Origin of the sequence: Bifidobacterium italicum (genome assembly GCF_002286915.1) — a bacterium.
Taxonomy (GTDB): Bacteria; Actinomycetota; Actinomycetes; order Actinomycetales; family Bifidobacteriaceae; genus Bifidobacterium; species Bifidobacterium italicum.
Map to the genome: position 1 here is coordinate 109,356 of NZ_MVOG01000004.1, position 23,407 is coordinate 132,762.

Below are 23,407 nucleotides of genomic sequence, written 5' to 3' on the forward strand. Positions count from 1 at the left end.
GCCATGTGAATGCATGGCGATGAGGAATGGACGGTTTGTATGACGGTGACGGTGAAGGATGCGCTCGAACGATCCGTGCTCGCGCAGGCGGACCCGACGGTGGAGGCCGCGCCCGAGGCGCTTGGCAACGCGGTCCGGTGGGCGTATACGAACGAACGGTACGATGTGGCGCGCTTCCTGTCCGGCGGCGAGCTCGTCATCGTCGAGGGCAGCGCGTTGTTCGCGCGTCTCGATGATGTGGAACTCGCGGGATACGTGGATTCGCTCGCCCGGATCGGCGCGGCCGGGCTCGTCGTCGAACTCGTCGAAGGGCTGCGCGACGTGCCGGCGGCGCTGCGCTCGCGCGCAGGGGAACGCGGCGTGCCGGTCATCGGGCTGCGCTCGCGGGTGCCGTTCGTGGACGCCTGCCAGAGCGTGAACACGCTCATCGTCAAGGACCAGTTCCTCATGCAGATGGAGGTGGACGCATTGTCCACCGTGCTGCGGCGTGAGCTTGCGCAGGCGGACGACGCGCAGCAGGTGGGCGCATGCCTGTCGCGCATCTGCGGTGAGTCGGTCGCGATCTTCGACGCCGACGGGCTGCCGGTCGCGTTCGCCGGTCCGGCGATGGCCCGCGGGGAGACGACGGTGCTCATCGCGATCGGGCGGCAGGACGTGCCGGTCGCCACATTGGAGCTTTCGCAGCGGGTGCGCCTGTTCGACGAGCGCACGCGGACGCAGATCGCGCAGGTCGTCGGCCAGGTCATGGCGGCGCTGACGCCGTCGGACGTCTCCGCCTCGATGATCGCGCGCGTCCTGGCGGGTCCCGTCGACGGCGTGCACGTCGGACGCGAGGAGGCGCATGACGTCGGGCAGATGCTCGGGGCGCTCGGGTTCCCGGAACGCACACTGTATTATCCCTTCGCGCTGGGCATGCGTTCGCTCGTGTCGTCCGCGGAAGGCATGGAACGCCTGCTGTCCGGATTCGCCGCGATCGACGGGGCGCAGACGCTGTGCCTGCTGGACGGCGGCGTATTGTTCGGACTGGTCGGCAAGGAAGTCTCGGATGCGGCGGACGGCGCGCCGCGAATGGATGGGGAGGCGGCCGGCATGGCCGGCGCCGGCGCGTTCGCCTCGGCATGCGCCGATGTGTTGCGCGGCGTCGCGCGGGAGGATGGCGGCGTCTGGGCGTTCGGCGGCCGCGCGGTCGCCGAGGCGGGGATGCTCGTCGACGTGATCGGCGTCATGCGCGCATGCATCCGCGTGTCCGCGCCGCGGTGGGGGTCGGTGCGCACCGTATACGACGAGCTGCTCGTGCGCTTCGCGCAGGTGGGGCGCACGGAACGGGCGGTCGCGATGCTGCTCGGCGTGATGCTGGGGGAGGCGCTGGCGTCGGACGTCACGCTCGTCGGGACGCTCGCCGCCTGCTTCGATTCCGGCGACAACAAGACCCGGGCGTGCGGGCGGCTGGGGATCCGACGCCAGACGCTGTACAACAGGTTGGACAAAGTGCACAGGATGTCCGGCATCGCGTCGGACGACGGGGCGGCCTGGTCGCTGCTGCTGTTCGCGGCGAGGCTCGCGCTCGACGTGTGCGACGACGGGCCGCAGGCGCGTTGGCGAGCAGGAGGAACGTCTTGACGAAACGTCATCCGTATGCATGCGCGCATTAACGGCATGTTCATGACGCGGCAAACGCGGCGCGGGATAGTGCGCATATCGCGGCGCGACGTCGCGGATATGACCAATCCGAGCAGAAAGGTGGGATGCCATGAGTGCCATAACGGAGGCGGGGCTGAAAGTCCGGGAACTGGAAGGCGTCGAGCGCGGGCCCGAGGACGAGCGTCAGGGCATGGTGCGCAAGGTCGCGCTGTCGTCGTTCCTCGGCAACTTCATCGAATGGTTCGACTATGCCTCGTATTCATATTTCGCCACGGTGATCGCCGGCGTGTTCTTCCCGTCGGCCGACCGCACCGTCGCATTGATGCAGACCTTCGGCGTGTTCGCGCTGTCGTTCGTGCTTCGGCCGGTCGGCGCGCTGTTCTGGGGTCATTTTGGCGACCGCTTCGGCCGCAAGCGTGCGCTGAGCCTGTCCATCCTGCTGATGTCCGGCGCCTCGTTCCTCATCGGCTGCCTGCCGTCGTACGCATTGATCGGCCTGGTCGCGCCGCTGCTGCTGCTGGCGCTGCGCATGGTGCAAGGCTTCTCGGCGTCCGGAGAATACGCCGGCGCGGCCACGTTCCTCGGCGAATACGCGCCGGTGAAGCGCCGCGGCATCTACTGCTCGTTGATCCCGGCGTCGACCGCCATCGGCCTGCTCGCCGGTTCGACGCTCGCGATGGTGATGACCTCGCATCTGAGCGCGGCCGCGATGGGCGGCTGGGGTTGGCGCGTGCCGTTCCTGCTGGCCGGCCCGCTGGGCCTGATCGTGCACTACATCCGCAACAACGTCGCGGATTCGCCGATCTACGAGCAGATGAACGCTGAACTCGAGCGCAAGCAGGAGGGTGCACACGATGCCGGGCGTCCCGTCTCGCCGCTGCGCACGCTGTTCCGCCACCACTTCAAGCAGGTGCTGCTGAGCTTCGGCGCGTGCATGCTCAACGCGGTGGGCTTCTATACGGTGCTGACCTATCTGCCCACCTATCTTTCGGAAACCGTCGGCATGGCGGCCTCCGAATCCTCGCTCGTCACGACGATCTGCCTCGTGCTGTACATCGGGCTCGTCTTCGCGATGGGGCACATCTCCGATCGATTCGGACGCAAGAAGGTGCTCATCGGCGCCTGCGTGGCCTTCATCGTGCTGACCGTCCCGGCCTTCATGATCCTCGAGACCGGAGCATTCTGGCCCGTGCTGCTCGTCGAGCTCGCGCTGTGCGCGACGCTCACCGCCAACGACGGCACCCTGTCGAGCTACCTGACCGAGACCTTCCCGACGAGCGTGCGTTTCACCGGATTCGCCTTCAGCTTCAACCTCGCGAACGCGATCTTCGGCGGCACGGCGCCGTTCATCGCGACATGGCTCATCTGGGCCACCGGCTCGCCGATCGCGCCGGCCTGGTACATGGTGGCGATCGCCGCCGTCGCGCTCGTGGCGATGTGCCTGTCGCACGAGAACACCGAGAAGGATCTGGGCACGATCTGAAATCAGCATCGATCAGTCGAATCAACGCGGCGACAATCAATCAACGCAGCAGTAATCAATCAGCGGAACATCAATCAACGGAGCACATAAGGAGAAGAAGATGACCTACCGCATGGACGAAATGACATGGCCTCAATTCGCGGCGCGCAAGGACAAGCCGGTGATCGTGCCGATCGGGTCGACCGAACAGCACAGCCAGCACCTGCCGATGCAGACGGACGCGACGCTCGCCGCATGCATCGCCGAGGACCTCGCACAGGCCGTGGACGGCACCGTCATGCCGACGCTCAACTACGGATACAAATCGAAGCCGCTCTCCGGAGGCGGACCGCTCTTCCCCGGCACGATCGACATGAACGGCGCCACCGTCATCGCGCAGATGCACGACGTGCTGCGCGAACTCATCGACGACGGCTTCACGAAGATCGTCGTCATGAACGCACATTTCGAGAACGAGGCGTTCATCGTCGAGGCCATCGATCTGGTGACGCGCGAGACCGACGGCGTCGCGACGATCATCGAGACGAACTGGTGGGATCCGCTCACCGCGGACGTCATCGACGAAGTGTTCGCCGGCGACCTCGAGTTCCCCGGATGGGCGCTCGAACATGCGGCCGTCACCGAGACCGCGCTCATGCTGCACTACGCGCCCGAACTCGTGCACATGGACCGCATCGTCTACGAGGAGCCGGTGACGCCCAAGCCGTACGTGCGCTACCCGGTGCGCGAAGGCGACGTGCCCGCCTACGGCGGCCTCGCCGATCCGCGCGGCGCGACGGCGCAGGCGGGAAGGCTGATGGCCGAGGCGTGCGTGCGCGAGGTCGCGGCGATCTGCGCGGCGGAGTTTGCGTGACGGGACACGCGTAAGGCGGGGCGCGTGCGGCAGGCACGACGGCGCTCGCGGCACGCGGGATTCGACAGATTCGAACGTTTGTTCGATAATGGAGGGCATGGATGCACGGAGCTATCTCGCCATAGATCTCAAGTCGTTCTACGCATCCGAGGAATGCGTGGAGCGCGGGCTCGATCCGCTCGACGCCAATCTGGTCGTCGCGGATCGCTCGCGCACGTCCAAAACGATCTGCCTCGCCGTCTCGCCATCGCTCAAGGCGTTGCTCGGCATCGGCGGCCGTCCGCGGCTGTTCGAAATCGAGGAACGCATGCGCGACATCAACGAGCAACGGCGGCTGCGCGCGCCGGGACGCCGCTTCGCAGGTGCATCGACGAGCGCGGCCGCGCTCGCGGCGGACCCGTCGCTCAAGGCGGAGGTCATCGTCGCGAAGCCGCGCATGGCGCATTATCTCGAAGCGAGCGCGCGCATCTACGGCATCTATCTGCGCTATGCGGACGCGCGGGACATCCACGTCTACTCGATCGACGAGGTCTTCATCGACGCCACGTCGTATCTGGGATACTTCGGCTGCGACGCGCATGAACTCGCGCGGCGCATCGTCGCGGACATCATGCGCGAGACCGGCATCACAGCGACGGCAGGCATCGGCACGAACATGTATCTGGCGAAGGTTGCGATGGACGTCGTCGCCAAGCACATTCCGGAGGACGAGGACGGCGTGCGCATCGCGCGGCTCGACGAAATGGAATACCGGCGCGCGCTGTGGGCGCACCGGCCGCTCACCGACTTCTGGCGCATCGGGCCGGGCATGTCGCGCATGCTCGAACATCACGGGCTGCTGACGATGGGTGACGTCGCGCGCTGCTCGGTCGGCTCGCCGAACGACTACTACAACGAGGGGCTGCTCTACCGGCTGTTCGGCGTCAACGCGGAGCTGCTCATCGACCACGCATGGGGATGGGAGCCGTGCACGATCGCCGACATCAAGGCGTACCGTCCGCACGACTCGACGAGGAGCTGCGGGCAGGTGCTGCACGAGCCGTACGCGTACGCGCGGGCGCGCACGATCGTGTTCGAGATGGCCAACGAGCTCGCCTACGACCTGCTTAGGCACGGCGAGATGACCGATCTGGTCACGCTCACCGTCAGCTACGACGCCACGAGCCTCGGCGGGGCACGCGGCGAGGGGTATGCGGGACCCGTCGTCGCCGACCGCTACGGAAGACGCGTGCCGAAAAGCGCGCACGGTTCGCATCGGATGGGCCGGGCGACGGCGAACGCGGCACGGCTGCGTGAAGCCTTCGCCGAGATCTTCGAGCGGACCGTCGACCCGGACCTGCTCGTGCGGTACGTCGCCGTGAGCGCGACGAGGGTCGGCGGGGCGGATGCTGGCGGATCGGATGATGGTGGAATGGGCGAGCGGGGCCTCGATGGAGATGGAACGCTCGGCGGGAGATATGAGCAGCCGGATCTGTTTGCGGCTGTCGACGATGCGGATGGCGTGAGCGATGCCGGCGCAGATGATGGTGGTGACGTGCGTGGGGCGGACGACCGCGACGGCGACCGCGATGCGCGCGAACTCGCCGTGCAGCGCGCGTTGCTTGGCATCAAGGGACGCTTCGGCGGCAACGCCGTGATCACCGGGCGCAACCTCGAGGACGGCGCGACTGGTGTCGAACGCAACAGACAGATCGGAGGGCACGCCGCATGAGCCTCGAACGCACGCATCGCTACGACGACATCATCGACATGCCGCATCATCGTTCGCAAGTCCATGCACCGCTGTCGGCGGCGCAGCGGGCCGCGCAGTTCATGCCTTTCGCGGCCCTCGCTGGATACGAGGAGATCGTCGAGGATGCTGCGCGCCCGCGCGTGCGACGCATCGAACTGGGGCAGGACGCGCGCGAGGAGCTCGATCGGCGTCTCGCCGCGCTGCTCGCGCGCTTCGACGATGCGCCGCGCGTCGCAGTGACGTACTTCGTGCCTGAGGATGGCGGGAGCCGGCATCGTGGTGGAGGTCAGCATGGCGGAATCAATGGTGGAATCAACAGCGAAGTCGACGAGGAATTCGGCACGTATGTGACGGTGCGCGGCGCGGTGACGCGCTATGACGGGACGGCGCGCCGGCTGCTGATCGTGGATGAACACGGCGCGGTGTGCGTCGTACCGTGGGCGGACATCGTGCGCATTGTCGTCGACGGATGAGGGCGGCGGTGTCGGCGGATGCAATCGGTGGATGAACTCGGCGCATGAAAGTGGTGTGCGCGGCGTGAAGGTGGATGCGCGAAGCGTGAAGGTCGCGCGTGAAGCGTGAAAATTGTGTCGAAAAACATCGTGAAACAGTCGTAGTGGCCGACGTTGTCATCGTCTGATTTGTTAGGATGGAAGATAAGTTGAGACCATCGTTCTGCAAACGATGGATGCGCGACGGACACCGGTCGCATGTCGGTCGCGCGCAAGGAGGACGGCGCCACCCGCCGTCGCCGAGGTCAAGGAGTTCGGATGGAAACCACGGAACCGCAGCAGACGGAATCGAAGCAGCCGATGTTGAAGAAGAAGATCTGGATCATCGCCGTTGTTGGCGTCGTCGCCGCCGCGCTCGTCGCCGTTGGCGTCATCGTCGCGCTGCGCCTCAACGCGAAGGGGGACGCGGTGGCCGAGGCCAAGCCGGCCGCATCCGCGTCGCAGAGCGCGGCATCGGGGGACGAGGACGGCGAGAAGAAGAAGGTCACGCCATCGACGACCGATCCGGAACAGGTCATGAAGAACTACGAGGAGTTCATGACGAAATATGCGTACTACGCGAAGCTGCTCAACAGCCAGGACGGCCTGCCGGCGGACGAGGTGGACGGCTACATCGAATGGAACAGCCAGATGGAGGACATCCTCGCGCAGTTTGAGGCGGTCCAGGACACGGAACTCACCCCCGAGCAGAAGAAGGAGTTCGACGCGATGCTCGACCGTGTCGATGACATGATGGTTGAGGCCACCGGTTCGGAACTTGTGCGCACGCCGCGCACGGCCGAGGAGGCGGAAAAGCTCGCCGAGGAACGCAAGAAGGCCGCCGAGGAGTCGAGGAAGGCGCTGACTGGAGGCTCCGGCTCGAGCGACGATGAGTCGGGATCGTCGTCGCAGACGAAGTGAGGGCGTAGGCCGACGCATATCGCCGGAGCGGCCGCCATGGCGCAACCGCGCCGGATGCGGCTAAGATGGCGGCATGGCATACGATAATGGCAAGACGGACGGCGCGCGGCCCATGCCGCCGTCGCGGCAGCTGGCTCCCAAAGGCAATGTGCTCGTGCTGGGCAACTCGGGCGTCGGCAAATCGACGCTCATCAACGCCGTCATCGGCGACGACGTCGCGAAGACGAGCTTCGGCACAAGCGGCACGACCAAGGAGCTCTCGATCTACGAAAGCCCGTCGGTGCCGTTCCGCGTCATCGACTCGATCGGCTTCGAGCCGTCGCCAATCGCGGCTTTGCGCGCCGTGCACGCGGTGCGCGCATGGTCGCGGGCGAGCGCGAAGGAAGGCAACGAGAACACGCGCATCAACGTGATCTGGTTCTGCGTGGACGGCACGGCGGCGAAGCTGTTCCGTGAGACAATCCGCAATCTGGCGAACGCGGTGCGGATGTGGAAGTCGGTGCCGATCGTCGCCGTCGTCACGAAATCGTATTCGCAGCCGGACCGCGAACGCAACGTCGCGATGGTGCGGGAGGCTTTCCACGGCACGCGCATCGAGCACAACCTGCGCGCGATTGTGCCGGTCGTCGCGCAGACCTACGTCATCAACGACACGGCGTTCGCGGCGCCGGAGGGTGTCGCCGACCTCATCGACGCGACGATGGAGGCGATGCCCGACGGGCTTCGCGGCGGCGCGCACGACCTGCAGCAGTTCAAACTGACGCGCAAGCGCATGCTCGCGCAAGGTCTGATCGGCGCATGCGTCGCGGCCGGCGCCACGGTGGGCGCCGTGCCGATCCCGATCGCCGACACGCTCGTATTGTCCCCGCTGGAACTCGCCGAGCTGAACGGCCTGGCGCGCCTGTACGGCATCGACAAGGACGAGGATTCGAAACGGCTTTTGGACGAGGTGGTGCAGGTGGGCGCCGCAAGCGTCGTAGCGCATTCGGCGATCAGCGCGATCAAGGCGATTCCTGGAATCGATCTCGCGGCGAGCGTCGTCAACGCGATCGTCGCCGCGAGCATCATCGCCGCGCTCGGCGAGGGCGCCGTCGCTATGTTCGAACAGATCTACACCGGCAAACGCAGCGTGCATGACCTCGGCTGGGCGCGCCATCTGATGGAGGAGCAGTTCGGCGAGGGGTTCCTCGGCAAGGTCAATGGCATCACCGTGGCCGCGCAGGCCGGCGGCAAGGACATGCGGCAGATGATCATTGAACTCGTCAAGGCCGCCTTCTTCGGCCGTGGAAAGTGAATGGGCAGACGAAATACATTACTTGTTTTCTGTATTCTATATAAAAGTACTATGAATAGCATACCGTCATTTTGAATGTTGAATTATTAATTTGTTAAATGATGTGTCACATCAGGTATGCTGCAGGTCATGGCGAGCAGATAGACTATGCCTACCAATGGTGACGAGAAAGTGTTAGTGAAGAGGGATGGGGCGTATGTCTGGGATGAAGCCGAGTATAACCGCTCAACATGTTTTCCCATATTCCATGAGTAAAATGTTTGAAGCGATAAGACAGACGTTGGAGTTTAATGCATCGTATGATCTTGTGGAGGAGCGGAGTGATCAGGCTCTTTTCCTTTTTTGTATCCCACAATGTGAAGATACCCTATATGCGTATGTAGTCAGTCTTGGTGATAGTAGAACTAGAGTCGATATATGCGTTCCTCCGAGTGTGCATGATTCAATTCATGTATGTGATATACTGTATAAGAATATTCTAGAGCAGGCGGTTGCGATAAGCTCATTCAATAAACAAGATAATTTATTTTATCGATTGAACTATTTGTTCAGAAGAGCTATGAGAGGTTTCGGAATCAAAGATGCGAGACCAATTAATAATATCGTATACTATGCATTAATTGCTAATGGTATAGTCTTGGTTTTGGGAATTGCTCTGATATTTGATCGTGAGTCGGATGAAAAGTTGTCCGTTCTACTATTTTTAATTGCGTTGATGTGGTGTGTCTCTATTGCTGCTTTTGTGGCCACTGGGCCAAGTGCAAAACAATCAGGTCGAAGATATGCAATCCTAAGTATAGTATTTAGTTTCATTGTTACGATTATTTTAATCGAATTGATTAAATATGCGAAGAGTGAATATTTATTCTAAAAGGATTGATGTAAATGAAAAAGAAATGTCCTATTGCTTCCAACGAATCAATCCTGCGCGATGAGATTGATGTTTTGTGGAGTTGCGGCGCAGAGCGGGATAAAGAAGTCGGTGGCCTCGTTGTAACCGATCAAAGGATTATACTTTGTAAAAAAGTTGTTAGAATGTTCCGAAAAGATAAAATCGAATATATCTCTATATTAGTATCTGATGCATCAAAGGTCAATATTGTGCGTTATCCCCGAAGAAGGTTGTTGGGTGAGTCGCAGCGGGGAGAGATTCAGATTATTGCAAGTGGTCAAGTTTATGATATTGCATTTATCGATGATGAGGAATTTAGAGTAGTTACAAATAATATATATCATATGATTACTGGTAAATATGATGATATTGTGGAAGCGCCACAAACTTTCGGTGATAAGATCGTTGCGGCTGTGGGCGGGGCGACTGGACTCTTCTTTGAATCAATCTCCTCTCAAGCTACGGTGAGTGACAAGAAGATTGAACGCAATGAAGTTGATGGGAGTGTGGGGTCTCGGGATGGGGTCGCGTCCAAAAGGAATGCGGCGCCGAGCGCAGAAGGGAGGTCTACGCAAAGGAGGGGCTCTCGTCCGAGGTCCGCATCGCATGGTTCCAATGCTGCGGCGATTGAACGCGAGGATTCGTCGGAAGTGACCGGTGCGAGGGCTGGGGGTGCGCGACGTGATGCTGTGAAATCGGACAGGCATACTGACCGCGATGCTGCCGGATCTCGTCGTAGGCGTGCTGATGAGGCCCGGTCTGCGAACCGGGTAGTGGTTCAGTGTCAAACATGTGGAGCCAAATGTGCGGGAGTGAGTGGTCGCACGGTACGATGTGAGTACTGCGATAATCCAGTGCAGCTGCGGTAGACCAGTTGCGATAGGTGAGGAGAAGTCGTTATGGCTTTGATAAAAGCCTTTGAGGGAGCGCTCAAGGGAACTTTTGCTGATTTGTGGCTCGATATCATAACATGCGATGGTTTTGATGAGCATACAATCCTGCAGCCTGGAAAGTATATAGAGAAAAATAAAGGGAGAGGTGAGAATACCAAGCATTCTGAGGCCTTTATATCGAATGGCTCGCATATATATGTACCGGAAAATACTGCTGCATTTATATTTGATCAGTCTGGAATCGAATACGTCGTGACTCAAGCCGGTGGTTATGAGTATCGCTCGGTAGGTACGGAAAGTATATTTGCTGGCGATGGAATAGGTGCCTCCATATTTAGACAAATTGGAGAAAGATTCAAATTTGGTGGGGAACCTGTTGCGAACAAACGCATTGTATTTGTCAATCTCCGCGAAATTAGAGGTATTAAGTTTGGCACTTCGTCTCCTCTGATTTATCATGATAAGTTTTATGAAGCTGACCTTGAAATTAGAGCGCGGGGAAAAATCTCGATTCAGGTTACTGACCCTTCTATGTTTATACGTAAATTCGTGCCTGCAAATGTTGGGTATATGACTTTTGATAACCCTGACGCAAAATCGCAATTAATTGCTGAGTTCATGCAATCATTCTCGGTAGCCTTGAATTCCCTCTCGAAAGATTATCGCATTTCGGAAGTTCCAGGTAAGTCCAACGCAGTGCAGGAAGCGATTATGCATGACGCGGCGAATGCCGGTACGTGGGAGTCGCGTTTCGGTATCCATCTGGCGGGTATCGGCATCGAGAGCATCGAGTTCACGCCGGAGTCGCGTGAGTTGGTCAAGCAGTATGCGGCGAACCGCATGAACGTGACGGCGTATGAGAACGTCTCGCAGCAGGCGTCGAACATCGCGGCGCAGCAGAAGATCGCTCAGGGTGTGCAGGAGAACGGCTTCGGGGACATGGGCGGCATGATGCTCGGCGTCGGCTTCGCGCAGGGCGTCAACCCGATGACCGGGGCGATGCCCGGGCAGCAGATGGGGCAGCCCGTCAATTCGGCGAACGCCGCGGTGACGCCGTCGACCGCGCAGTCCGACGCGGCTGCGCAGAACGGTTCCGCGCAGCCGTCGATGTCGCTGTCCGATCAGATGGAGGCGCTGAAGAATCTCAAGGAACTGCTGGACGCCGGCATCCTTACGCAGGAGGAGTTCAACCTCAAGAAGCGGCAGATTCTGGGATTGTAGTCTTCACGGGAATTGGAAATCAAAGGAAAGGGGACATGATGTCCAATCAGACCACTGTCAGGAATCTGACGATTCCGAAGATCATCGCAATCGTGGGCAACGCGCTCATGCTGTTGTGCATCTTCCTGCCATACGCTTCGGCGCCGAAGGATTCGCCGTACCGGGAATTCGCCGATGAGACGATCGACGGCGTGCGCGCCGGCGAACTGGCCGATCCGTCATTGTTCAAGTTCGTGACGCTCTACAACAAGCTCAAAAACGACGTCGCCGGCGGCTCCGAGGTCGCGACGATCATCATGGTGATGGTCATCGCCATCGCCGTCGCCGCGATCCTCGCACTGATCTTCGCGTGCGTCTCGAAGGGTATTCCGGCGCTGGTGTTCAGCGTCGTTGGATTCATCCTGTTCCTCGTGCTGAACTGGGACTTCAGCGAGCGCGGTGTCATCTCCTCGGACAATTACGGTTGGGGCTTCGGCTACTACCTGTTCTTCCTCGCCGCGATCGTCGCCGTCATCGGTGCGATCTGGATGATTGCAGCCAAGCGCCAGTCCAAGTAATCCGACGGCGGATTCCGAACGCGGGGGCGCGCATCCGGTTGGGTGCGCGCCCCCGCGTTCGTTGTGAAAGGCAAGGAGGAGGGCGGTCGGGGCGCATAGCCGGCGCGGAATGGTGCTTGGGCATGAATTCGGCGGCATCGATTCATGTCGCCTGCCGAACCAGCCAAGGTCGGACGCATATCTCGGTGATTCATATGAGAAAACGAGATATGCGCCGCAGGGAAGGAGGCTATCTCGGCTTGGATCATCGTATGCGCACATATTTGCACATGATTGGCGGTTATGTGCACATATTGTCTCAGATCCGCATACAACCGTTCATTCTGTCCATGCGCATTCCCGCTGGATGCCACCGTGGCCGCACAGCTCGGTTGTTTAGGCAAACAATCGAGCTATGCGGTTGGGGGGTTGCGGTTGGGCGGTTGATTCATCGTCATGGAACGATGGCGGATGGGTGTTGTGGCCCTATCTGCGATTTTGGGGTGGGGCTTCCGGAGATCAAGCGCGTAAATGTGCTGTTATTTCGCATTTATTCGCATATGGTAGCTTTAGAAGCTGCTGGAGCCGGCGTCTTCGAGAATGACCACCCCAAAATCGCAGATAGGGTCTCGATGGCGCGGAGAGGACGCTCATTCGCAGCGTATGGGCGGGGCGGGATGGCGCTTGGCCGTGAATTCGGTGGAATCGATGCGCCACACGGCCACCTTGCTCACCTGACGGGGGAGCAGCGGCGCGTCGGGCATACCGGCGCACTGCTCGAGCAGCAGGCGCAACGCGGCGATCTTCTCCTCGTCATCCTCGACCAGGCTCGCCGTGCCGGTGCCGATGAGCGAACGGAACTCCGTCGTCGTGGCGCACGGCGTGCGTCCGGTGTGGATCCTCGCATCGCAATCCATCTCGAATGCGACCGGCAGCGCGTTGGCCGCCGTGCGGATCGCATCGATCTTGCGCCCCTCGAGCGCCGAATGCGCGAAGAGCCGCAGCCGATGCGGCCGCTGTGTGAAATCGGCGACGTAGGCGAAGTTGACCGGTACGATCGTCAGGCCCTGCGCATCCTGATAGGCGACGCATACGTCGTCGCAGTCACGCAGGATCTCCTCGATCTCCTCCGGCGGCGTCACCTCGCGGTCGGCGCGCCGCATCGGACGGGGTTGTGCGATGGATGGGGGCATGGTGCTGTGCTCTTTATATATACATGCTGGATGGCCGGATATACGAATCGGCCCCGCGGAACGGATTCTGCGGGGCCGATTCATGCGCCCGAGCGAGCGTCGAGCGCCCGGTCAGGCGAAGTACTCGACGCCGGCTTCGAAGATCGGCTGGTAGGTGTTGCCCGGCACGTTGAGATACAGGCCGTTACCGGAACGCTCCGAATGGCCCATCTTGCCGAAGACGCGGCCATCAGGGCTCGTGATGCCCTCCACGGCGAGCATCGAGCCGTTCGGATTGACCGACAGGTCCATGCTCGGCACGCCATCCTCGTCCACGTACTGCGTGGCGATCTGGCCGTTCGTGGCCAGCTGCGCGAGCATGTCGTACGAGGCGACGAAGCGGCCCTCGCCATGCGAGATCGCGACGGTGTGCACGTCGCCGACCTCGGTCTTCGCGAGCCACGGCGAGAGGTTCGACGCGACACGCGTGCGCACGAGGCGGCTCTGGTGGCGTCCGATCTCGTTGAACGTGAGCGTCGGGCATGCGTCGGTCATCGGCACGATGTCTCCGAAAGGCACAAGGCCGAGCTTGATGAGCGCCTGGAAGCCGTTGCAGATGCCGAGCATCAGGCCGTCGCGGTTCTTGAGCAGGTCGCGCACCGCCTCGGTGACTGCCGGCGCGCGGAAGAACGCCGTGATGAACTTCGCCGAGCCATCCGGTTCGTCGCCGCCCGAGAATCCGCCGGGGATCATGACGATCTGGCTGCGGCCGATCTCGTCGACGAGAGCCTGCGCGGAGTCGGCGACCGCCTGCGGAGTGAGGTTGTTGACGATGAGCGTCGTCACCTCGGCGCCCGCACGTTCGAACGCCGCCGCCGTGTCGTATTCGCAGTTGTTGCCGGGGAACACCGGGATGACGACGCGCGGCTTGGCGATCTTCGGTCCCGCATACTGCACGCGGTGTTCCGTCTCGAAGGAGACGGTCTCGACCTGCTCGGGTTCGCCGTCGGCCGGCGTGCGGTACGGGAACACCGATTCGAGGCCACGCTCCCACGTCTCCTGCAGCTGCGCCATCGGTAGGTCCTCGCCGGCCGCGTGGAAGACGTAGTCGGCGGTGGTTTCGCCGATCAGCCCGACCTCGATGAGGTTCGACGTCGCCGGGAGCTTCGCGTCGTCGGCCAGTTCGACGATGAACGATCCGTACGCCGGCGCGAACAGGTCGTCGACGGCGATCGAGTCGTCGAGCCTGACGCCGATCCGATTGCCGAGCGCCATGCGGAACAGCGACTCCGCGGTGCCGCCGTATCCCGGCGTGGCCACGGCGAGCGCATCGCGGAAGTCGACGAGCTCCTCGACGACACGGAACGCCTCGAGCAGCGCGTCCTTGTCCGGCGTGAGGCCATCGGCGAGGTAGCGCGGCGCGATGCGCACGACGCGGTGCCCGGCCTGCTTGAACTCCGGGCTCGTCGCGCGGTTCATGTTGCCGACGGCGACGGCGAAGGAGATCAGCGTCGGCGGCACGTCGAGGTCCTCGAAGGATCCGGACATCGAATCCTTGCCGCCGATCGCGCCGACGCCGAGGTCGACCTGCGCCATCAGCGCGCCGAGCACGGCCGCGAGCGGCTTGCCCCAGCGCTCCGGTTCGTCGCGCAGCTTCTCAAAGTACTCCTGGAAGCTCAGATACGCCTTCTCGTGCTCGAAGCCGGCGGCCACGAGCTTGGCGAGCGATTCAACGACGGACAGGTAGGCTCCGGTGAACTGGTTCTGCTCCATGATGTACGGGTTGAAGCCCCACGCCATCGCCGACGCGGTCGTCGTCTCGCCGAACACCGGCAGCTTGGCGACCATCGCCATCGGCGCGGTCAGCTGCGTGCGGCCGCCGAACGGCATCAGCACGGTGCCGGCGCCGATCGTCGAGTCGAAGCGCTCGGACAGGCCCTTGTTCGAGGCGATGTTGACGTCGGAGAGCATCGTGTCCATGCGCTCGGCGAGCGTGCCCTCGTTGAACGGCGTGACGTAGGTGCCCTGGACGGTCACGTGCGCGTCCTGATGCTTGTCGGCGCCGTTCGACGCGAGGAACTCGCGCGACAGGTCGGCGATCGCGTCGCCGTTCCAACGCATGACCATGCGCGGCTCCTCGGTGACGGTCGCGATGACCGACGCCTCGAGGTTCTCCTCGCGCGCGTACTTGAGGAACTCGTCGACGTCCTCAGCGGCCACGTCGACGGCCATGCGCTCCTGCGATTCGGAGATCGCGAGTTCGGTGCCGTCGAGGCCCTCGTACTTCTTCGGCACCTGATTGAGATCGACGTCGAGGCCATCGGCGATCTCGCCGACCGCGACCGAGACGCCGCCGGCGCCGAAATCGTTGCATCGCTTGATCAGGCGGCACGCGTCGCCGCGGCGGAACAGGCGCTGCAGCTTGCGTTCGACCGGCGCGTTGCCCTTCTGCACCTCGGCGCCGTCGAGCTCGAGCGATTCGACGTTGTGCGCCTTCGATGCGCCGGTCGCGCCGCCGATGCCGTCGCGGCCGGTGCGACCGCCGAGCAGGATGATGCGGTCGCCGGGCGCCGGCGTCTCGCGGCGCACATGGTCGGCGGGCGTCGCCGCGACGACGGCGCCGACCTCCATGCGCTTGGCGACGTATCCGGGATGGTAGATCTCATCGACCTGCCCGGTCGCCAGACCGATCTGGTTGCCGTAGGAGGAGTAGCCGTGCGCGGCCGTCGTGACGATCTTGCGCTGCGGCAGCTTGCCTTCGAGCGTCTCGTCGATCGGTGTGCGCGGATCGGCCGCGCCGGTCACGCGCATCGCCTGATAGACGTAGGAGCGTCCCGACAGCGGGTCGCGGATGCAGCCGCCGATGCAGGTCGCCGCGCCGCCGAAGGGTTCGATCTCGGTCGGATGGTTGTGCGTCTCGTTCTTGAACAGGAACAGCCAGTCCTCGTCCTCGCCGTCGACGTCCACCTTCACCTTGACGGTGCACGCGTTGATCTCCTCGGATTCGTCGAGGTTCGTCAGGATGCCGTTCGCCTTGAGCCACTTCGCGCCGAGCGTGCCCATGTCCATCAGCGTCACCGGGCGGTCGGCGCGGCCGAGCTCCTCGCGCATCCGCAGATAGCGTTCGAAGGCCGCCTTGACGGTCGCGTCGTCGATCGTCACATGGTCGAGCTGCGTGCCGAAGGTCGTGTGGCGGCAGTGGTCGGACCAGTACGTGTCGATGACTTTGATCTCGGTGATCGTCGGGTCGCGGTCCTCGTTGATGAAGTAGTCGCGGCAGAACTGCAGGTCGGCGACGTCCATCGCGAGCCCACGGTCGGCGATGAAGCGTTCGAGCTGCTCGTCGTCCATCCTGCGGAAGCCGTCGATGATCTCGACCTTGCCGGGCGTCGGGATCTGCGTCGCGAGCGTGTCGCGCGTCGCAAGGCTCGCCTCGCGTGCCTCGACCGGGTTGATGACGTACTTTTTGATCGCGTCGATGTCGGGCGTGCTCAGATTGCCTTGCAGCGCGTAGAGCGTCGCCGAACGCACGGTCGGCCGTTCGCCCTGGCTGATGAGCTGGATGCATTCGCTCGCCGAGTCGGCGCGCTGGTCGAACTGGCCGGGCAGGAACTCGACGGCGAAGACGGCGTCGTCGCCGAAGTCCGGAAGATCGAAGGACACGTCGTCGGACTGCGGCTCGCTGAAGACGGTCGGCACGACCTGTTCGAACAGCTCCTCGCCGATGCCCTCGACGTCGTAGCGGTTGATCAGGCGGATCCGTTCGAGCGGCTTGACGCCCAGGATCGTCCTGAGTTCCTGGGTGAGCTGCTGGGCCTCGACGTCAAAGCCCGGCTTCTTTTCAACATATACGCGGAAAACCACGGTTCTTCCTTGCTCTCTTGACTCTGATGGTTGCAGATGGATGGTGGGGGTAGGAATGGGGAAAGGCCGAAAACGGCCCGCATCCGGATGCGCACCGGATGCGGGCCGTCGGCGTCATTCGGCGCGCTCGACGCCTTCCTGCTCGGCGAGCGCGGTCAGGCGGTCGTAGATCTCCTCGTAGGCGGGGATGATGTTGCCCAGATCGCGGCGGAACAGGTCCTTGTCGAGATGCTCGATCTGTCCGGAGCCGTCCTTCAGGTCCCACAGGCGGCAGGTGTCCGGCGTGATCTCGTCGGCGAGCAGGATCGTGCCGTCCGAGGTCCTGCCCTCCTCGATCTTGAAGTCGACGAGCTGCACGTCGATCTTCGAGAAGATGTCGAGCAACGCGTCGTTGACGGCGCGCGCCTGCTTCGAGATCTCGGCGAGCTCCCCGTCGGAGGCCAGGCCGAGTGCGACGATGCCGTCGTCGTTGATGAAGGGGTCGCCGAGTTCGTCGGACTTGTAGCAGAATTCGAGGATCGGACGGTTGAGCTTCGTGCCCTCCTCGACGCCGTAGCGCTTCGCGAAGGAACCGGCCGCCGTGTTGCGCATGATGATCTCGAGCGGATACATGTCCATCGAGCGCACGAGCTGCTCGGTGTCCGAGATGCGCTTGATGAAGTGGGAGTCCACGCCGCGCGCCTTGAGCAGGTCGAAGAGGACCGAGGTGATGCGGTTGTTGAGGCTGCCCTTGCCTTCGATCTGGGCCTTCTTCGCGCCGTTGCCGGCGGTCGCCTGGTTCATGTATTCGACCCAGAGGACGTCCGGGTCGTCGGTTGCGTACAGTTTCTTGGCCTTGCCCTCATAGAGCTTGTCCATCTTCTGCATGTTGGTGCTTCTGCCTTCCGTGGATAAGGGGAATGGAACGCTGTGAACTGACGCCCTCAGCGTAGCAAGCGGCGGCAACATGGGCGCGCCTCTTCTCACGTTTCAAACGGCGTGCGGGGCGCGCCTGCGCGGCGCGGCTCACACGATGCTGATCTGCAGCGCCTGCGCGGTCTCTACGGCGCGCACGCGCGCCTCCTCGACGTCCGCTCCGAGCGCGAGCGCGACGCCCATGCGGCGGTGGCCGTCGACCTTCGGCTTGGCGAACACGCGCACGTCGACGCCCGGTTGTGCGAGGGCCTCGTCGAGGTCGTGGAACTCGGCCTCGCCGTGTCCCTCGACGACGATTGCGTGGCTCGCCGCGGCCGTGTACTTCGGGATGTCGAGCGCGACGTGGCCGTCCTTGACCGGGACGCCGAGCATCGCGCGCGCATGCAGGTCGAATTCGCTCAGCCGCTGGCTGATCATCGTGACCATGCCGGTGTCGTGCGGGCGCGGCGAGACCTCGTTGAACAGCACGGAGCCGTCCTTGAGCACGAACAGCTCGACGCCGAAGACGCCCCACGCCGTGTCGGTGCCGGCGCGCGCGACGAGCCCCTCTACGACGGCGTGCGCGATGCGGCGCGACTCCTCGAGGACGTCGGCGGCCACATTCGCCGGCTGCCATGAATCGCGGTAGTCGCCGTCCTGCTGACGCTGGCCGATCGGCTCGCACACGACGACGCCGGCGACCGAGCTGACGGTGAGCATCGTCAGCTCGTAGTCGAGGTCGACGAGCCGTTCGACGATGACGCGCGAGACGTCGCCTTCGTCATGGGCGCGCCGCCCCTGCTGCGCCGCCGTCCACGCGTCCTCGATCCCGTCGGCCGCGCGCACGACCGACTGGCCGTGGCCGGAGGAGCTCATGACCGGCTTGACGACGCAGGGGAAGCCGATCGCGCCGGCCGCTTCCTTGAGCTCGTCGAGCGATCCGGCGAAGCGGAACGGCGTCGTCGGCAGTCCCAGCTCCTGGGCGGCGAGCGTGCGCAGCGCCTCGCGGTCCATGCACGTCGCCGCGATGCGCGCGCTCGGCACGACGCGCACGCCGTCGTGCTCGGCCGTCTCGAGCACCGACGTCGCGATCGCCTCGACCTCGGGGATGATGATGTCCGGACGCACGTCGGCGATGAGCGCGCGTAACGCGTCGGCGTTCGCCATGTCGACGACGCGCGCCTCGTGCGCGACCTGCTGCGCCGGCGCGTCCGCATACGAATCGGCCGCGATGACGCGCACGCCGAGACGCGTCAGCGAGATCGCGACCTCCTTGCCGAGCTCGCCGGAGCCGAGCAGGAGCGCGCGGGTGGGATGTTTGCCGTTGGGGGTGCCGAGTGCACAATCGATTTTCGTCATGGCACCCATTGTGCCACCGGCGGTGCACGGCACCGCCGTCGCGCCGCGTGGGCGCGAACCGCCGCTTCGGCGGCGTCGCCGCTAGACTGGGCGACTATGTGCGCACAACAGAACACGGCATCCGCCGACGCGGAGCAGCAACACGACGAACGGCCGCTCAAGGTCGCGCTCGTCGTCGACACATCCGGCAACGGCGGCAACGGCACGTCCAACTCGGCGACCCAGTGGGCGCAGGAGCTGCGCCGGCAGGGGCACGAGGTGCGGCTCGTCGGCATCGGCGCGCCGCAATACCCGGCCAGGGAGAACCACATCCCGCTCGTCAGCTGGATATCGGCGAAACAGCAGATGCAGTTCGCGCAGCCGAGCCGCGCGCTGTTCGACCGCGCCTTCGACGGCGTCGACGTCGTGCACATCTACGAGCCGTTCAAGTTCGGCAGGCATGCGCTCGAGTGCGCGCGCGAGCACGGGCTTCCGGTGACCGCCGGCTTCCATGTGCAGCCGGAGAACGTCATGTACTCGGCCGGGCCGCTGCGTTACATCCCCGGCATGAACTCGTTCCTGTACTGGTTGTTTCGCCATTGGCTCTACCGCAACGTCGACGCGATCCATGTGCCGACGAGGCTCGGCGCGCACCTGCTCGAGGAGCATCATTACGACGAGCCGATTTACGTCATCTCGAACGGCTACCAGCCCCGGTTCACGGCGAAACGGCAGCGTCCGGGCGCCGAACCCGCCGGCGTGCCGTTCCGCATCGTCGCCTCCGGCAGGCTCGCCAACGAGAAGAACCATGTGGAGCTCATCGAGGCGATCTCGATGAGCGCGCACGCCGACGACATCCATCTGACGATCGCCGGCACCGGGCCGATCAGGCGGCGCGTCATGCGCAAGGCGCGCAAGCTGCTCAAACGCCCGGCGACGATCGGCTTCCACCGCAACGTCGACATGCCGGACCTGCTGCGTTCATGCGATCTGCTGTGTCATCCCTCGATCGCCGACCTCGAATCGGTGAGCGTCATCGAGGGCATGGCGTGCGGCCTCGTGCCGGTTATCGCCAACTCGCCGCTGAGCGCGGCCGGCCAGTTCTCGCTCACGCCGGAATCGTCGTATCCGGTCGGGCATCCGGAACAACTCGCCGACCGCATCGACTGGTGGATCGACCATCCGCGCGAACTCAACGAGTGGGGGAGCACCTACGCCGAGCACACGAAGGAGACGTATTCGGTCGAGCAGTCGGTGAGGCGCTTCGTGCGGATGGAACGCGAGGTCATCGCCGCGCATCGTGCGGGCGCCCGCGCCGCCGGCGACGTCGACGGGCGCTGACGGCGCATACGGCTGCGGCCGTCGGCATCGGGTGACGCCGACGGCCGCAGCCGTATCGGGGACCGGTCACAGATAGGAGATGAGCTCGGCCGTCTGTTCGTCGGTCGTCGCCCAGCTCGTGCAGATGCGCAGCATGACGCGGTCGGCGCCGACCGCCTCCATGAAGCCGAGCTTCACATGCTTGGCCAGTTCGGCGGCCTTCTTGTCGGAGACGGTGATGAAGATCTGGTTCGTCTGCGAGACGAAGGCCACGTCGTAGCCCTTGTCCGTCAGCGCCTGACGGATCTTGTCGGCCTCCTTGTTCGCATGTTCGGACAGCTTGAAGTACAGGTCGTCGGTGAACAGCGTGTCGAACTGCAGGCCCAGCAGCCAGCCCTTCGCGAGCAGCGCGCCGCGCTGCTTGACGAGCGTCGTGAAGTTCGTCGGCGTGTTGCCGCGAGTGAACACGACGGCCTCGCCGAACATCGCGCCGACCTTCGTGCCGCCGATCGTGAACACGTCGGCGACGCGCGCGATGTCGTCGAGGTTCGCGTCGTTGCCGTCGCTCGTCAGCGCGTAGCCGAGGCGCGCGCCGTCGATGAACAGCGGAAGCTTGCGGTCGTGCGCGACCTGCGAGAGCGCCTCGAGCTCCTCGAGCGTGTAGGCGGTGCCGTATTCGGTCGGCTGGGAGATGTAGACGGCGCCGGGGAAGACCATGTGCTCGTGGTTGGCGTCGGCGTAGAAGCGTTCGCAGTAGTCGTCGAGCTGCGCGGCGGAGATCTTGCCGTCCTCGTTCGCCAGCGCGAGCACCTTGTGGCCGGTGGCTTCGATCGCGCCGGCCTCGTGCGTGTTGATGTGGCCGCTGTCCGCGCACACGACGCCGCCGTACGGCGGCGTGATCGCCGAGATCACCGTCTGGTTCGTCTGCGTGCCGCCGACGAGGAACCACACCTGGGCCTCGGGGTCGTCGCACAGCTTGGTAATCTTGTCGGCCGCGATCCTGCAGTAGTCGTCGGTGCCGTAGCCGGGATGCTGCTCCTGCTGGATCTGCTGCATGCGCGTCAGGATCTGCGGCGCGGCCGTCGAGGAATAATCGTTCTGGAAGGACAGCATGATGGGCTCCTTGGGTCTGGGTGCGGGTGGTCCGTGTCGTAGGACAGTCTAGTCCGTCGTGGCCTGCGCGCCGCGGATTGCGGCGACGGTGAACGGACGCCGCGGGCTGCAATTGGAGCGTTCGAGCGACTGCGCGAGCGACAGCCCGGGCGTGCGTGCGGCCAGATCCTCATGGCGGCGCGCGGAGACGGCGAGGAAGATCAGGTAGATGTACGGCATGCCGAGGTTCGTCTCGAGCAGCGAGTCGATGACGAGCGGCTTGAGCGACTGCAGCGGGCTCAGTCCGGCGCTGCGGATGCCGCCGAGCAGCAGCGCGAGCTCCCACGCGAATTGGATGCCGATGCCGCACACGAGCAGCCAACGGATGTCGACGCGCAGCGCGGGGCGTGCGGCGAAGGCCAGGTTGTGGACGATGACGGCCGCATAGCCGACGAACAGGATGATCGCCATCCATCCGTGGTAGGCGCCGGTCGTGCGCTGGATGACGATCGGATGGGCGGCCTGGCCGGGTAGGAAACGGGACGTGAGCGTCTGTGCGATGAGCGGGGCGCAGAACCACCAGCCGAAGATCAGCGTCGACCATTCGACGAGCCGTTCGTCATGGCGCAGATACAGCCAGATCCAGGTGAAGTTCGTGAATCCGTAGCTCATCGACATCCACAGCAGCACCCAGAACAGCGACGCGTTCGGCGAGATCGATCGTGTGTGCAGGGCCAGATGGAAGACTCCGAAGTCGACGGCGAAATACAGGAGCCCGGCGGCAATGCCGACGAGCACGGTCATGCGCCGTCGGCGCCACAGCAGCAGTCCGGCGTAGAGGGCGAGGAACGCGATGTCGAGCCAGATGTAGCACGGGGCGAACTGGCGGCGGGCGACGAAATCGGTCGCGGTGGCCGCGGCGGGTGTCGTGGTTGCGGCGGCCGCCGCAACCACGGGGAGGGAAAACGTCATCATGGTTCCAGCGTAGACGACGGGGCCGCATCCCGGCGGCCGGCGGGGATGAAGCGGCGGTCGGACGGCGCGTTCGGCGTCATGTCCGCATCAGGACGCCGAACGCCGCCGCGCATCGGCGCCGGATATGGGCCGGCGGCGAAAAAAGGGGCGGCCCCCGAAGTGTCTAGGTACCTTCGGGGGCCGCCTCGTCTGTTTTGTTCTGTTTCCATCCTCATCATGCGACCTGACTGTCCTCCGGACATCCGGATCCGGGGATGGGCACCGCCTTGTGCCTGCTTTTCCGTCGAATCCCCGCGGGCGATTCCTCGGGGTGGGCGTTCTCCTGAGTGCAGGTCCTCTGCACGGCAACGCCCTGTGGAATCGGCCGTCGCTGACCGGTGGCGTGGTCGTCGGGCGGGGGCGCCTCCGATGCACGTCGTGCAGGTCGCTTCACCATGAGCACCATATGCTCTCACCCATATCGGTCATCCATACCGCATTCGCATCAGGAAACCATCATGTTGGAAAGGAGCTTAGCGCCACATGCGCTTCATGTTTGACCCTGTTGAATTATGCTTCCAGTCTACTCCTGATTGGTTCGCGACAGGCCGGGGAGCGGGTGCGACACGCCGTGACGGCGGGTCGGGCAGGGAAGGTGTATAGTGTTCATCTGTTGCCCGGTTCTTCACGGAACCGTTGCGATGGTGGCTATAGCTCAGTTGGTAGAGCATCTGATTGTGGTTCAGAAGGTCGCGCGTTCGAGCCGCGTTAGCCACCCCACCGAAGACCCTCCCCCGCGGAGGGTCTTTCGTTTGC

18 protein-coding genes and 1 tRNA gene are annotated in these 23,407 nt (G+C 63.5%); 13 read left to right on the forward strand and 6 right to left on the reverse strand.

What is annotated here, in order from left to right; translation table 11 throughout:
* The first annotated feature begins 39 nt into the window (after positions 1-39).
* From B1400_RS01395 to B1400_RS01435, 11 genes are all read left to right on the forward strand, one after another.
* Positions 40-1,620: a PucR family transcriptional regulator gene (locus B1400_RS01395; RefSeq protein WP_162288153.1), complete on the forward strand. Its 1,581-nt coding sequence runs from the start codon at positions 40-42 to the stop codon at positions 1,618-1,620.
* Between the two features lie 211 nt (positions 1,621-1,831).
* Positions 1,832-3,124 carry an MFS transporter gene (locus tag B1400_RS01400; RefSeq protein ID WP_162288155.1) on the forward strand — a complete coding sequence of 431 codons (1,293 nt, stop codon included), beginning with the start codon at positions 1,832-1,834 and terminating at the stop codon, positions 3,122-3,124.
* A 112-nt stretch (positions 3,125-3,236) separates the two neighbouring features.
* On the forward strand, positions 3,237-3,977 hold the full coding sequence (locus B1400_RS01405) for a creatininase (protein ID WP_095612726.1): 741 nt from the start codon (positions 3,237-3,239) through the stop codon (positions 3,975-3,977).
* A gap of 97 nt (positions 3,978-4,074) precedes the next feature.
* Positions 4,075-5,688 carry a Y-family DNA polymerase gene (locus tag B1400_RS01410; RefSeq protein ID WP_095612692.1) on the forward strand — a complete coding sequence of 538 codons (1,614 nt, stop codon included), beginning with the start codon at positions 4,075-4,077 and terminating at the stop codon, positions 5,686-5,688.
* Positions 5,685-6,182, forward strand: coding sequence for a hypothetical protein (locus B1400_RS01415; RefSeq protein ID WP_095612693.1), 498 nt, complete (start codon positions 5,685-5,687; stop codon positions 6,180-6,182). The genes B1400_RS01410 and B1400_RS01415 overlap by 4 nt, the downstream gene beginning before the upstream one ends.
* A 297-nt stretch (positions 6,183-6,479) precedes the next feature.
* Entirely contained in the window at positions 6,480-7,121 is a 642-nt protein-coding gene (locus tag B1400_RS01420; protein WP_095612694.1) for a DUF6591 domain-containing protein, read from the forward strand.
* A 73-nt stretch (positions 7,122-7,194) separates the two neighbouring features.
* A complete protein-coding gene (locus B1400_RS01425; RefSeq protein ID WP_095612695.1) occupies positions 7,195-8,415 on the forward strand; it encodes a GTPase in 1,221 nt (406 codons plus the stop codon).
* Between the two features lie 247 nt (positions 8,416-8,662).
* Positions 8,663-9,286, forward strand: coding sequence for a hypothetical protein (locus tag B1400_RS09425; protein WP_133064578.1), 624 nt, complete (start codon positions 8,663-8,665; stop codon positions 9,284-9,286).
* Between the two features lie 14 nt (positions 9,287-9,300).
* Positions 9,301-10,176 (forward strand): hypothetical protein, encoded by an 876-nt coding sequence (locus tag B1400_RS09430; protein WP_133064579.1) that lies wholly within the window; start codon positions 9,301-9,303, stop codon positions 10,174-10,176.
* A gap of 30 nt (positions 10,177-10,206) precedes the next feature.
* Positions 10,207-11,421 carry an SPFH domain-containing protein gene (locus B1400_RS01430; protein ID WP_095612696.1) on the forward strand — a complete coding sequence of 405 codons (1,215 nt, stop codon included), beginning with the start codon at positions 10,207-10,209 and terminating at the stop codon, positions 11,419-11,421.
* A 35-nt stretch (positions 11,422-11,456) separates the two neighbouring features.
* On the forward strand, positions 11,457-11,978 hold the full coding sequence (locus B1400_RS01435) for a hypothetical protein (RefSeq protein ID WP_095612697.1): 522 nt from the start codon (positions 11,457-11,459) through the stop codon (positions 11,976-11,978).
* A gap of 629 nt (positions 11,979-12,607) precedes the next feature.
* Here B1400_RS01435 and B1400_RS01440 read toward each other — a convergent pair.
* The 4 genes from B1400_RS01440 to purT all read right to left on the reverse strand — a co-directional run bounded on the left by B1400_RS01440 (position 12,608) and on the right by purT (position 19,246).
* Positions 12,608-13,120, reverse strand: a complete 513-nt coding sequence (locus tag B1400_RS01440) for a pyridoxamine 5'-phosphate oxidase family protein (protein WP_095612698.1) — start codon at positions 13,118-13,120, stop codon at positions 12,608-12,610.
* 141 nt (positions 13,121-13,261) lie between these two features.
* Positions 13,262-16,993, reverse strand: a complete 3,732-nt coding sequence (locus tag B1400_RS01445; protein WP_095612699.1) for a phosphoribosylformylglycinamidine synthase — start codon at positions 16,991-16,993, stop codon at positions 13,262-13,264.
* A 114-nt stretch (positions 16,994-17,107) separates the two neighbouring features.
* Entirely contained in the window at positions 17,108-17,860 is a 753-nt protein-coding gene (purC, locus tag B1400_RS01450) for a phosphoribosylaminoimidazolesuccinocarboxamide synthase (protein ID WP_095612700.1), read from the reverse strand.
* 138 nt (positions 17,861-17,998) lie between these two features.
* The gene (gene purT, locus B1400_RS01455) at positions 17,999-19,246 is read right to left on the reverse strand and encodes a formate-dependent phosphoribosylglycinamide formyltransferase (protein WP_095612701.1); all 1,248 of its coding nucleotides are present in this window, start codon (positions 19,244-19,246) and stop codon (positions 17,999-18,001) included.
* A 96-nt stretch (positions 19,247-19,342) separates the two neighbouring features.
* On the opposite strand from purT, the gene B1400_RS01460 reads away from it, so the two are divergent.
* Positions 19,343-20,566, forward strand: a complete 1,224-nt coding sequence (locus tag B1400_RS01460; protein ID WP_106408289.1) for a glycosyltransferase — start codon at positions 19,343-19,345, stop codon at positions 20,564-20,566.
* A gap of 66 nt (positions 20,567-20,632) precedes the next feature.
* Here B1400_RS01460 and B1400_RS01465 read toward each other — a convergent pair whose 3' ends face one another.
* Positions 20,633-21,658, reverse strand: coding sequence for a threonine aldolase family protein (locus tag B1400_RS01465; protein ID WP_095612702.1), 1,026 nt, complete (start codon positions 21,656-21,658; stop codon positions 20,633-20,635).
* Positions 21,659-21,706: 48 nt separating this feature from the next.
* Positions 21,707-22,612 (reverse strand): hypothetical protein, encoded by a 906-nt coding sequence (locus B1400_RS01470; protein WP_133064580.1) that lies wholly within the window; start codon positions 22,610-22,612, stop codon positions 21,707-21,709.
* 683 nt (positions 22,613-23,295) lie between these two features.
* On the opposite strand from B1400_RS01470, the gene B1400_RS01475 reads away from it, so the two are divergent.
* Positions 23,296-23,371, forward strand: a tRNA-His gene (locus tag B1400_RS01475).
* Positions 23,372-23,407: the final 36 nt, after the last annotated feature.

Excerpts from the sequence above, each read along its gene's own strand:
- B1400_RS01395 (WP_162288153.1), top strand. The coding sequence starts at position 40 with ATGACGGTGACGGTGAAGGATGCGCTCGAACGATCCGTGCTCGCGCAG.
- B1400_RS01400 (WP_162288155.1), top strand. The coding sequence starts at position 1,832 with ATGGTGCGCAAGGTCGCGCTGTCGTCGTTCCTCGGCAACTTCATCGAA.
- B1400_RS01405 (WP_095612726.1), top strand. The coding sequence starts at position 3,237 with ATGGACGAAATGACATGGCCTCAATTCGCGGCGCGCAAGGACAAGCCG.
- B1400_RS01410 (WP_095612692.1), top strand. The coding sequence starts at position 4,075 with ATGGATGCACGGAGCTATCTCGCCATAGATCTCAAGTCGTTCTACGCA.
- B1400_RS01415 (WP_095612693.1), top strand. The coding sequence starts at position 5,685 with ATGAGCCTCGAACGCACGCATCGCTACGACGACATCATCGACATGCCG.
- B1400_RS01420 (WP_095612694.1), top strand. The coding sequence starts at position 6,480 with ATGGAAACCACGGAACCGCAGCAGACGGAATCGAAGCAGCCGATGTTG.
- B1400_RS01425 (WP_095612695.1), top strand. The coding sequence starts at position 7,195 with ATGGCATACGATAATGGCAAGACGGACGGCGCGCGGCCCATGCCGCCG.
- B1400_RS09425 (WP_133064578.1), top strand. The coding sequence starts at position 8,663 with ATGAGTAAAATGTTTGAAGCGATAAGACAGACGTTGGAGTTTAATGCA.
- B1400_RS09430 (WP_133064579.1), top strand. The coding sequence starts at position 9,301 with ATGAAAAAGAAATGTCCTATTGCTTCCAACGAATCAATCCTGCGCGAT.
- B1400_RS01430 (WP_095612696.1), top strand. The coding sequence starts at position 10,207 with ATGGCTTTGATAAAAGCCTTTGAGGGAGCGCTCAAGGGAACTTTTGCT.
- B1400_RS01435 (WP_095612697.1), top strand. The coding sequence starts at position 11,457 with ATGATGTCCAATCAGACCACTGTCAGGAATCTGACGATTCCGAAGATC.
- B1400_RS01440 (WP_095612698.1), bottom strand. The coding sequence starts at position 13,120 with ATGCGGCGCGCCGACCGCGAGGTGACGCCGCCGGAGGAGATCGAGGAG.
- purC (WP_095612700.1), bottom strand. The coding sequence starts at position 17,860 with ATGCAGAAGATGGACAAGCTCTATGAGGGCAAGGCCAAGAAACTGTAC.
- purT (WP_095612701.1), bottom strand. The coding sequence starts at position 19,246 with ATGACGAAAATCGATTGTGCACTCGGCACCCCCAACGGCAAACATCCC.
- B1400_RS01460 (WP_106408289.1), top strand. The coding sequence starts at position 19,343 with ATGTGCGCACAACAGAACACGGCATCCGCCGACGCGGAGCAGCAACAC.
- B1400_RS01465 (WP_095612702.1), bottom strand. The coding sequence starts at position 21,658 with ATGCTGTCCTTCCAGAACGATTATTCCTCGACGGCCGCGCCGCAGATC.
- B1400_RS01470 (WP_133064580.1), bottom strand. The coding sequence starts at position 22,612 with ATGATGACGTTTTCCCTCCCCGTGGTTGCGGCGGCCGCCGCAACCACG.